This window comes from uncultured Sphingomonas sp. (assembly GCF_946477935.1).
Lineage (GTDB): Bacteria > Pseudomonadota > Alphaproteobacteria > Sphingomonadales > Sphingomonadaceae > Sphingomonas.
In genome coordinates this window covers 1-11658 of the sequence record NZ_CAMLAC010000110.1, presented here as the reverse complement: position 1 = coordinate 11658, position 11658 = coordinate 1, and the positions used below count along the sequence as shown (strand labels likewise).

The following is an 11658-nucleotide window of genomic DNA, read 5'->3' as shown; positions in this document are numbered from 1 at the left end:
GGGCAATGCGAGGCGGCGGCGAGCGCCGCCCCCAGCGTCGACTTTCCGCTGCCGCTGACGCCCATCACCACGACCGCCACGGGGCCAGCCTGGGGATGCACCCCGCTCCGTCGATCCACGGCATATCCTTCCACCATATTCTCCACTGTCTATCCCGTTGATCCAGGGCCTTAAATTAAGACCATGGTCCCGGATGCCGGGGGCGACCGGCCCGCATATCGTGGCAGTCAGAGGGGAAGGACTCCCCCATGACGACCGAGGGGAAACGCGGATGCGTGCAGGCATGTTCATGGATGCCACCATGTTGGTGAGGGGCACCATGTTGGCGGGGGGCGCGATGCTGGCAGCGGCGCCCATTCCTGCCTTTGCCGCGATCCAGCCCGGATCGGTGATGATCGCACGGCCGGACGATCCCAGCGCGGTGGTGGTGCAGGGGGCAGGCGATGGCCGCACCGACGACAGCGACGCGATCCAACGCGCACTGGACAGCGCCAGCGACAAGAACGGGCACGGCATCGTCTTCCTGCCGTCCGGCCGGTACCGGATCACCCGCACGCTGGTGGTGCCGATCGGCGTGCGGGTGTTCGGCACGGGGCGTACCAGGCCCGTCATCCTGCTGGCGGACAACACGCCTGGGTTCCAGCAAGGCGTGTCGACGATGATCGTCTTTTCGGGCGGCGACCAATATTCGGTCGGCGACGTGCCGGTGCCGGTGCCGACCGTGGTGCCGCGCGACAAAAAGGTGCGCGACGCCAATTCGGCGACCTTCTACTCCTCGATGAGCAACGTCGATATCGAGATCGGCCGCGGCAACGAGGGCGCGGCGGGCGTGCGCTTCCGCGTGGCGCAGCATGGGTTCCTCAGCCACATGGAGTTCCGGCTGGGATCGGCGTTCGCCGGCGTCTATCAGGCGGGCAACGTCATGGAAGACGTACACTTCCATGGCGGACGATACGGCATCGTCACCGAGAAGACCTCGCCCGCCTGGCAGTTCACCCTGCTCGAGTCCAGCTTCGACGGGCAGCGCGATGCCGCGATCCGCGAGCATGAGGCGGCGCTGACCATGGTCAACGTGTCGATCCGCGACACGCCCGTCGGGATCGAGATCGACAAGGGCTATGGCGACAGCTTCTGGGCCAAGGGGCTGAGGCTGCGGAACGTGTCGCGCGCGGCGCTGTCGATCGGCGACGAGAAGAGCGTGTTCACGCAAGCCGGGCTGGACGGCGCGGTCGCGGTCGATACGCCGACGCTGGTGCGCTTTGCCGAGAGCGGGCGGACGATCGCCGGGCGCCGGGGCGCGTACCGTGTCGCATCGTTCAGCCACGGGGTGACGGTGAAGGGGTTGGAAAGCGTCGGTGCCACCGCGACCGATGTGAAGATCGAGCCGCTGCGCCGGATGCCGGCCGCCCCCGCCCCGGCGATCCGCGCGCTGCCGGGTACGGCGATCTGGACGAACGTGAAGTCGCTGGGCGTGGCGGGCGACGGCGCGACCGACGATACCGCCGCGATCCAGCGCGCGATCGACACGCACCGCGTGCTGTATTTTCCGAGCGGTTTCTACATGGTCACCGATACGCTGCGCCTGCGGCCCGATACGGTGCTGCTGGGCCTGCACCCGGCCAAGACGCAACTGGTGATCCCGGACGAGAATGCGCGCCATGCCGGCATCGGCAGCGTCGTGCCGATCGTGGAAACGCCCGCGGGCGGGCGCAACATCGTGTCCGGGCTGGGCCTGTTCACCGGCCGCATCAATCCGCGTGCCGCCGCCGTGCTGTGGCGATCGGGCGAGACCAGCCTGCTGAACGACGTGAAGATCATGGGCGGGGGCGGCACGCCGACCGCGGACAACAAGCCGCAGGGGTCGCGCCGGGCGTCGAGCGGCGATCCGGTGTCCGACAATCGCTGGGACGCGCAATATCCCAGCATCTGGGTGGAAGGGGGCGGCGGCACCTTTTTCGACATATGGAGCCCCAACACCTTTGCCAGCGCGGGCTTCTACGTCAGCAACACGCGAGTGCCGGGGCGCGTGTACGAAATGTCGGTCGAACATCATGTCCGCAACGAATTCGTGTTCGACAATGTCGAGAATTGGGAGTTGCTGGCGCCGCAGACCGAACAGGAAGTGGGTGAAGGGATGGACGCGGTCTCGCTGGAGATCCGCAATTCGCGCAACCTGTTGTTCGCCAACTACCATGCGTACCGGGTGACGCGAAACTTCCACCCGGCCGTGAGCGCGGTGAAGCTGTTCAATTCGTCCGACATCCGGTTCCGCAACGTCCATGTGAACGCGGAAAGCGGCTTTGCGACCTGCGACGCCAATGGCTGTGGCACCTTCCTGCGGGCGAGCAAGTTCCCGTTCGAGAACGCGATCCGTGACGAGACGCATGGGCTGGACGTGCGGGAGCGGGAGTTCGCGGTGCTGGACGTGCCTGCGACGCCGGCGCGGCTGGAGCCGGCGACGCTGGGCGGGCCGGTGCGCAAGCTGGCGGATGGCTTCTGGTCGCTTTCGGGCGGGGCGGTGGGCGGAGCGGGGGCGCTGTATTTCATCGAGCGGCGTTTCCAGCGGATCCTGCGCTGGACGGAGGCCAAGAAGCTGGAGGTGGTGGCGGACCAGTCGCTCGACCCCGTCAATCTGGGGATTGATGCGTCGGGCAAGCTGCTCGTCCTGTCCTCCTATGGTCCGGCCGCCAGCGTCTACCAGATCGATCCCGGGGGTTCGCCGACACAGGTGACGCCGATCGCACCGACCGCCTTTGCGCCGCGTGCCGATGCGCGCGTGCTGTTGCCGGTCAACTGGTGGAACAACGGCGAATTCCGCGACCAATATGATCCGGCGACCGATCATTTCACGACGCTGGGCGAGATGTTCGTGCGCGATGCCGGGATGCCCAAGGCTCAAGGCTATACGTCTGTGGACGGCAGTCTGGTGCTGCCGGCCTTCCGCACCTTCCAGCAGGGGACGCCCGACCGGGTGGGGTGGCGCTGGTCGGATACATTGCAGGCGCATGGCTTCGTTTCGGCACGCGTCGGCGAGCGGGTGTTCGTGACCAATGCGTCGGAGAACCGGACCTATAGCGGCACGGTGGCGGCGGGCGGCGCGCTGGCCGACCTGAAACCCTTTGCCGATCGCGGCGGGGAAAGCGTGGTGCGCGATGCGCAGGGGCGCGTGTTCGTCGCGAACGGGCAGGTCTTCGCCTATGCACCCGACGGATCGCCGCTGGGGCGGATCGATGTGCCCGAGCGCCCGCTGCAACTGCTGGTCGGCGGGGAGGGCGGCCGCACGCTGTTCATCCTGACCCATCACGCACTCTACGCCGCGGCGCTGTGAGCGCGCGCCCAATCATAAAAGCCAGGAGAGGAAGCCCCGTGACCATCATCGATCCCATTCCACCCTCTCGCCGGCAGGCGTTCGCGACCGCGTCGCTTGCCTCGCTGATGGCGGCGAGCCTGGCGCTGCCGGCCGCGGCACAGGTCCAGCCGGCGCCCGCCAACCCCGCACCTGCCGAGCCGGTACAGGCGCTGCCCGGCGCGCCGGAAAACGGCCCCGCGACGATCGCGCCGGACGCAGCACCAGACACTGGGCCGCAGAGCGAGGACGGCGGCCCTGCGCCCGACATCGTCGTCACCGGATCGCGCATCGTCTCCAGCGGCTTTGCGGCGCCCACGCCGACGACGGTGATCGGGGCCGAGCAACTGGCGCTGAACGCGCAGCCCAACATCTTCAACACCATCGCGCAACTGCCCTCGCTGCAAGGATCGACCGGCGTCACCACGGGCACGAACAGCACGTCGAGCGGGTCGCAGGGGCTCAGCTCGTTCTCGCTGCGCGGGCTGGGCACGATCCGCACGCTGACCCTGCTCGACGGGCAGCGCGTCGTCGGCGCGAACGTGACCGGCGTGCCCGACATCAGCCAGTTTCCGCAACTGCTGATCGAGCGGGTCGACGTGGTGACGGGCGGTGCGTCCGCCTCCTACGGGTCGGACGCGGTGGGCGGCGTCGTCAACTTCGTGACCAACAAGCGCTTCAAGGGGGTGAAGGGCAACGTCCAGGGCGGCATCAGCGATTACGGCGATGACGAGAGCGTGCTGGCGCAGCTCGCCTTCGGCACGTCGTTCCTGGGCGACCGGCTGCACCTGATCGTCAGCGGCGAATATGCCCGCGAGGAAGGCGTGGGACCGGGCGGCTTCGGCGAGGAAGGGCCGGCGGGGCGCGACTGGTACACCACCGCCACGCTGGTCAATCGCGGTATCACCAATGACGGCGCGCCGCAGTTCAACTACCGCGAACATGCGCAGGCCTATCAATATACGCGCTATGGCCTGATCAATGCCGGGCCGCTGCAGGGCATCGCGTTCGACGCCAACGGCCAGCCGTTCAACTTCAACTACGGCTCGAACGGGGTGCCGCGGCGCAACGCGAACGGCGATGTCGCGGGATGCTATGTCGGGTTCTGCATCGGGGGCGACCTGTCGGGCAATGTCGGGATCGGCACCACGCTGAAGTCGAAGCTGGAGCGGTATAACGGCTATGGCCGGCTGGGCTTCGACCTGGATGCGGACAACGAGATCTACGCCACCGTCAACATCTCGCAGGTGGATACCAGCAACCAGCCCAATCCGGGTGCCGCGCAGACCAGCCTGACCATCAACTGTGCCAACGCCTTTTTGCCGAGCGCGATCACCGGGCTGTGCGCGGCGAACAACATCACCAGCTTCCGCTACGGCGTGACCAACGCGATCCTGCCCAACATCGAGGTGTTCCCGTCGCGCAAGCAATATCGCTTCGTCGGCGGCGCGACGGGCAAGGTGTCAGGCTTTGGCACCGACTGGCGCTACGACGCCTATTTCAAGCATGGCGAGAACATCACCGACATCAATGTCACCAACATGCTCGTCCCCCGGCGTTATCTGCAGGCGATCGATGCGGTGAGCGTGAACGGCGTGATCGTCTGCCGCGATCCGACCGCGCGGGCCAATGGCTGCCAGCCGCTCAACATCTTCGGCGGGGCGACGCCGTCTTCCGCGGCGCTGGCCTATCTGCAACCCGCCAACGGGCCGTTCCAGCATACCCGGCAGACGCAGGATGTGTTCAGCGCCAACCTGTCGGGCGATCCGCTGTCGACCTGGGCGGGGCCGGTGTCGGTGGCGACGGGGCTGGAGTATCGCCACGAATTCTATCACGTGACGTCGGACCCTTATGGCAACGGGCCATTGCCCAATACGCCGTACAACGACCTGTACCCGTTCGATCCCGTCCTCAATCCGGAGGGGAACAACTGGTATGCCGGCAATTATCATAGCGGGCGCGGCAGCTACAACGTGCTGGAAAGCTACCTCGAACTGAACGTGCCGCTGCTCAACACGCCTGCCCTGGGCCGGGCGAACCTGAACGTGGCGGGGCGTGCGACCAATTACAGCACGTCGGGCACGGTCTATTCGTGGAAGGTGGGCGGCACCTATGACACGCCGATCGACGGCCTGCGGCTGCGTGCGGTCACCTCGCGCGATGTGCGGGCGCCCAACCTGTCCGAGCTGTTCGCCGCGCCGATCGCGGTGACGGTGCCCAACTTCACTGATCCGTTCAATAACACCTCGGTCACGATTACGCAGAACACGATCGGCAACCCGAACCTGCGGCCGGAAACCGCGCGCAATACCGAACTGGGCGTCGTCTATGCGCAGCCGAGTTGGCTGCCAGGGCTCAGCCTGTCGTTCGACTATTACAAGATCAAGGTGCGCGGGCTGATCCAGGCGGTATCGGCGCAGCAGAAGGTGAATTTCTGTCAGCAAGGCGTGACCGAATTGTGCGGTGGCTTCTTCCTGCAAGGTGCCAACAACCAGGGCAATTTCGTCGATGTCCAGCCGTTCAACCTCGCCTCGATCCGCACCGAGGGTTTCGATATCGAGGCGAGCTATCAGATCCGCCAACCGCTGGGCCTGCCCGGTCGCTTCACGGTGCGCGGACTGGCGACGCATGTGATCAACTTCGTCACCGATCTGGGCCTGCCCGGCGCGGTGCCGGTGGACAGCGCGGGCGCCAATTCGGGCAATACGCCGTCCTGGAAATGGCTGACGACCGAGACCTATACGCAGGACGAATTCTCGATCTTCTTCCAGCAGCGCTGGTTCAGCGACGGCGTGTTCGGCAATCAATATGTCGTCTGCCAGTCGAGCTGCCCGGTCTCCACCGCCAATGCGCCGACGATCGACTTCAACCGGATGAAGGGTGCCTTCTACTTCGACGTGGGCGGCAGCTACACGCTGACCAAGGCGCTGAACGCCTATTTCAAGGTCGACAACCTGTTCAATCGCGACCCCACCCCCTCGCCGCAGACCAATACCGGTGTGGATATCAACCCGGCGCTGTATGATATTATCGGCCGCGTGTACCGGGTGGGTGTGCGGTTTAATTTCTGACGCTATCCCAAAGGTTTGATGGTTCCCCAACCTGTCCCGGCTCCGGCCGGGACCTCTTTTTTCCGGCCTGAGGAGACGGCGGTGGTGAGATCTACAGTGCCTATTTCTCCCCTCCGCTTCAGGGGTGGGGCTTCGCCACAGATGGCGCGCTTGAGAATAGCCCCCACCCCAACCCCTCCCCTGAAGGGGAGGGGCTTTCTGGTCGCGGTTCTGCTCGCGCGCGCAGGGATGGCACAGGCACAGGGGGAAGCGCCGGGGGCATCGGTGTTGCAGGCCGCGCCGGTGGATGCGCGGGCAACCACGGTGCGCGGTGTCGGTGACGGCCGCGCCGACGATACGGCCGCGATCCAGCAGGCGATCGACGCCGCGGCGGACCAGGGCGGCGGGGGCATCGTCTTCCTGCCGGCGGGCACCTACCGCATCACGCGCACCGTCTTTCTGTGGCCCGGCGTGCGGCTGTACGGTACGGGGGCGACGCGGCCGCGCATCGTGCTGGGTGCGCGCACGCCGGGGTTCCAGCGTGGACTGGCGACGATGATCGTCTTCGCCGGCGCGCGGCGTAACGGCGAGGGGGTACGCAGTGACGACGGGCGTAACGTGGCGGGCCGCACGCGCGTGCCCTTCCCGGTGCAGGGCAGCGTGCCGTTCGATCCAAAGATCGCCGATGCCAATCCCGGCACCTTCTATTCGGGCATCAGCAACATCGACATCGCCGTCGGCGCGAACAATGCCGCAGCGACCGCGATCCGGTTCCATGCTGCACAGCATGCGTTCGTCAGCCACATGGATTTCGACATGGGATCGGGGCTGGCCGCGCTCTATCAGGTCGGTAATATCGGCCAGCATCTGCACATCCGTGGCGGACGATACGGGATATTGACGGAAAAGCCGTCGCCCGCCTGGCCGTTCGCACTGATCGACGCGACGTTCGAGGGGCAGCGCGAGGCGGCGATCCGCGAGCATGAGGCGGGGCTGACCATGGTCAACGTCGCGATCCGCGACACGCCGGTCGGGATCGAGATCGACAAGGGGTATGGCGACTGGCTGTTCGGCAAGGACGTGCGGTTCGAGAATGTGTTCCGCGCCGGCGTGATCGTGTCGAACGAAGGCAATGCCTATACCCAGATTGCGTTCGAGAATGCGATGGCGGCGCGCACGCCGGTTTTCGCGCGCTTCCGCGACAGCGGGCGCAGCGTCGCGGGGCACGGCCAGGCATACCAGGTCGCATCATTCAGCTATGGCCTGGCCGTCGCCGGATATGGGCAGATGGGCGAATACAAGACGGTGATGCAGGCATCATCGCTACCCGCCCTGCCCGAACGCCGCATGTCCGCGCTGCGCACGCTGCCGGCGGTCGCCGACTGGTTCAACGTGCGCGACGGCGGGGCGAAGGGCGACGATCGCACCGACGATACCGCCGCGATCCAGCGCGCGATCGATACGCACCGCGTGGTCTATTTCCCCGCCGGCCGCTACATCGTCACCGATACGCTGCGCCTGCGGGCGGACAGCGTGCTGGTCGCGCTGCACCCCAATCTGACGCAGATCATCCTGCCGGACGGGACGCCGGCCTTTCAGGGCGTGGGTACGCCCAAGGCGCTGGTCGAGACGGCGCGGGGCGGGGATGCGATCGTCTCGGGCCTGGGGCTGTTCACCGGCGGGATCAATCCGCGCGCGACGGCGCTGCTATGGACTGCGGGCGCGAACTCGCTGGTCGACGATGTGAAGTTCCAGGGCGGGCACGGCACCGACCTGGCCGGCGGCAAGCGCTTCATCCCCTATAACGCCAATGCGACGGGGGATGCGGACCCGGCAAAGCGATGGGACGCGCAATATCCGAGTCTGTGGGTAACGGACGGGGGCGGGGGGACGTTCAACAATATCTGGACGCCCAATACCTATGCGCAGGCCGGGCTGTACGTGTCGGACACCGAGACACCGGGCCATGTCTATCAGATGTCGGCCGAGCATCATGGCCGGGTCGAGATTGCGTTGAACCGCGTCGCCAACTGGGAATTGCTCGCGCCGCAGACCGAGGAGGAGGGCGGCGAAAGCAAGGATGCGGTGGCGCTGGAGATCCGCGATTCCCGCGATATCCTGATCGGCAATCTCCACGCCTATCGCGTGACGCGTACCTTCAAGGCGCAGCCGGCCGCGGTAACGCTCTACAATGCCCGCAACATCCGGTTCCGCAACGTCCATGTGAACGCGGAAAGCGGGCTGGGGACGTGCGATGAGAATGGCTGCGCGACCTTCCTGCGCGCGAACAAGTTTCCGTATGAGAATGCGATCCGCGACATGGGGGCAGGTGGCGAGGTGCGCGAGCGGGAGTTCGCGACGTTCGACGTGCCGGCGTCCATCCCGGTCGGGGGAGACGGGCAGGCGTCCGGGCTGTGCTTCGACTTCGCTCAGCACGAACGAAGGAAGACTGGTGGGCAAACAGGCGGGCGCTGCGCCGTGGCGGAAAAGATCGCCGGCGGGTTCGATGCGGCGGGCGGAGGCGCGGCGACGCCGGACGGCACGCTCTACTTCATCGACCGAACTCAGCAGCGCATCTATCGCTGGTCGGAAGGCGCGGGACTGGGGATCGAGCGCGACAATACGCTTGATCCCGTCAACCTGACTGCCGACGCATCGGGCAATCTGATGGTGCTGTCCTCGGCCGGGCGGAACGGCACCGTCTACGCGTTTCGCCCCGGCACGCCGGAAACGGAACTGGCGGTGATCGCGCCCACCCCGCTGGCTGCGGCAGAGGCGGCGGTCGCGCTGCCGGGCAACTGGTGGAACAATGGCGAGTTTCGCGACCAACTCGATCCGCAGACGATGCGCTTCACCACGCTGGCCGAGATGTTCGCGCAGGATGTCGCCCGACCGCTGGCGCAAGGCTATGTCTCGCCCGACGGCAGCGTGGTGCTGCCCGCGTTCCGTACCTTCCAGCAGGGGCCGGCCGATTTTCGCGGGCGGCGCTTTTCCGACGCCCTCGACACCTATGGCTTTGTCCAGGGGCGGGTGGGGTCGCGCATCCATGTCGCCAATGCGTCGGAGGCGCGCACCTATAGCGGCGTGGTCGGCGCGAACGGCACGCTTACGGACCTGAAGCCCTTTGCCGATCGCGGTGGGGAGAGCGTGGCCACCGACGGGCAGGGCCGCGTGTTCATCGCCAACGGGCAGGTCTTCGTCCACGACGCCGACGGCACGCCACTGGGGCGGATCGATGTGCCCGAACGCCCGCTGCAACTGCTGTTCGGCGGGGCGGACAAGTCCACGCTGTTCATCCTGACCCACCATTCGCTGTACCGGGTGCGCCCATGATCCGCTTCGCCCTTGCCCTGTTGGCGCTTCTCGTCCCCGGCACGGCCTGGGCACAGGCGCAGTACAAGCTGCTCGTTCTCGCCATCCCCAATAAATATCACTACGAATACATCCCCATCGCACGCGACAGTCTGGAGCATCTGGCGAAGCTGCACGCGTTCGAGATGGTGTGGACGAACAAGACCGAGACGTTCGATGGCGACCTGAGCCAATATGCCGCGGTGATGTTCCTGAACACGCCCGGCGAGGAGCTGAACCCCGGCCAGCGTGCGAAGTTCGAGGCCTATATGCGCGCCGGGGGCAATGCGATCGTCGTCCACCGCGCCGCGATCACGCCGCCGGATGCCTGGCCCTGGTATGAGCGGCTGGTGGGCCGGCGTGTCGGCGTACACCCGATGCTGCAGACCGGCATCGTCACCGTCACCGATCGCGAGCACCCGGCAAGCTACGGCGTACCCGAACGCTGGATCTGGAGCGACGAGTTCTACACCACCACCAATCCCTACAAGGTGAACATCAGCACCATCCTGTCGGTGGACGAGACCAGCTACGACCCGCGCAAGATCTGGCCGGGGCAGGTGTCGTTGCCGATGGGGCGAGATCATCCGATTGCGTGGCATCATCTGCATGAAAAAGGTCGCGTGTTCGTGACGACACTGGGGCATAATGGCGAGATGTACCGGGATCCCCAGTATCTGGCGCATCTGATGGGCGGGCTGTGGTGGGCGGCCACCGGGATGCCCCGCCGCTGATGCGCATGCGTGCGAATTTCGCATAGTCGGCCATGAACCTGCGAGCTGTCGGCTCGTTCAGCCCTTGTAACCTATGTGGGTTGGCTGAACGGGGAGAACAGGCATGTCCGAACTGACGTTGGAGGATCTGTCCGCCAAGATGGCGAAGCTCGACTTCGCGATGCTGGTCACGGGACATGACGGCAGCAGCGCGCGGCCGATGAGCAACAATGGCGATGTCGATTATCGCGGCGACAGCTACTTCTTTTCCTATCGCGACACGCGCAAGGTGTCCGATATCCAGGCCGATCCTCGGGTATTGCTGAGCTATACCGGCGCGGTCGGGATGCTGGGTGGTCCGCCGCTGTTCGTCTCCGTGGAAGGGCGTGCGACGCTGATCGAGGACAAGGCGCAGTTTGCCGATCACTGGACCAAGGATCTCGACCGCTATTTCCCCGAGGGCATCGACACGCCCGGCATCGTGATGATCGCGGTGCATGCCAAGCGCATCCGCTACTGGAACGGCAAGGACGAAGGCGAGATCGCTCTTTGACGAGCGTTACCGCGCGGTCGTCGATTGCGATCTGCGTGCCGGTGCGGGACGAGGCGGCAGCGCTGCCGCATCTGTTCGACGCGGTGGAAGCGCTGGCGGTGCCGGCTGGCGTGACGGTGACCTTGTGCCTGTTGCTGGATGGATGCCGGGACGGCAGCGCACCGGTCGCGGAGCGGTATCGGTCGGTTGCCCGGCACCGGGTGCAGGTCGCGCAGGTTGCGCGCGGGGCACCCAATGCCGGGCTGGCGCGGCAGCGGGCGATGGTGATGGCGGGGACTGCCGACATCCTGCTGACCACCGATGCGGACAGCCGGCCGACGCCAGACTGGGTGGAGGCGATGCTGGCCGGTCTCGCCCATGCTGATGTGGTGGCGGGGCGGGTGCTGCGCGAGGGTGGTGTCGCCGCACCGCTGCAAGACCGGATTGAGCGTTATTACGACGCGCTGTTCGCGCTGCGCCGGGCGCTGGACCCGGTCGAATGGGAAGCGCCGATGACGCATCACCATGCCAGCGGCGCCAATATGGGCATGCGCGGCTCCGCCTATCGGGCGCTGGGGGGCTTCCTGCCACTCCCCAGCGGGGAGGATGCGCGGTTTGTTGATGATGCGGCGCGTGGGGGGTGTCGGGTGCGGCGGGATGCGGGGG

The 11658-nt window shown here is 66.3% G+C and carries 6 protein-coding genes; all 6 read left to right on the top strand.

From position 1 onward, the window contains the following. The first annotated feature begins 301 nt into the window (after positions 1-301). On the top strand, positions 302-3328 hold the full coding sequence (locus Q0U08_RS12335; RefSeq protein ID WP_298091704.1) for a glycosyl hydrolase family 28-related protein: 3027 nt from the start codon (positions 302-304) through the stop codon (positions 3326-3328). Between the two features lie 107 nt (positions 3329-3435). Next, on the top strand, positions 3436-6417 hold the full coding sequence (locus tag Q0U08_RS12330; RefSeq protein ID WP_298091705.1) for a TonB-dependent siderophore receptor: 2982 nt from the start codon (positions 3436-3438) through the stop codon (positions 6415-6417). A 228-nt stretch (positions 6418-6645) separates the two neighbouring features. Next, the gene (locus Q0U08_RS12325) at positions 6646-9729 is read left to right on the top strand and encodes a glycosyl hydrolase family 28-related protein (RefSeq protein ID WP_298091703.1); all 3084 of its coding nucleotides are present in this window, start codon (positions 6646-6648) and stop codon (positions 9727-9729) included. Beyond that, positions 9726-10481, top strand: a complete 756-nt coding sequence (locus Q0U08_RS12320; protein WP_298091702.1) for a ThuA domain-containing protein — start codon at positions 9726-9728, stop codon at positions 10479-10481. The genes Q0U08_RS12325 and Q0U08_RS12320 overlap by 4 nt, the downstream gene beginning before the upstream one ends. Positions 10482-10584: 103 nt before the next feature. Beyond that, complete coding sequence (locus Q0U08_RS12315; RefSeq protein ID WP_298091701.1) at positions 10585-11013, top strand: pyridoxamine 5'-phosphate oxidase family protein; 429 nt, start codon at positions 10585-10587, stop codon at positions 11011-11013. After that, on the top strand, positions 11010-11658 hold a 649-nt coding region (locus Q0U08_RS12310; RefSeq protein WP_298091700.1), incomplete at its 3' end, for a glycosyltransferase. The genes Q0U08_RS12315 and Q0U08_RS12310, both read left to right, overlap by 4 nt.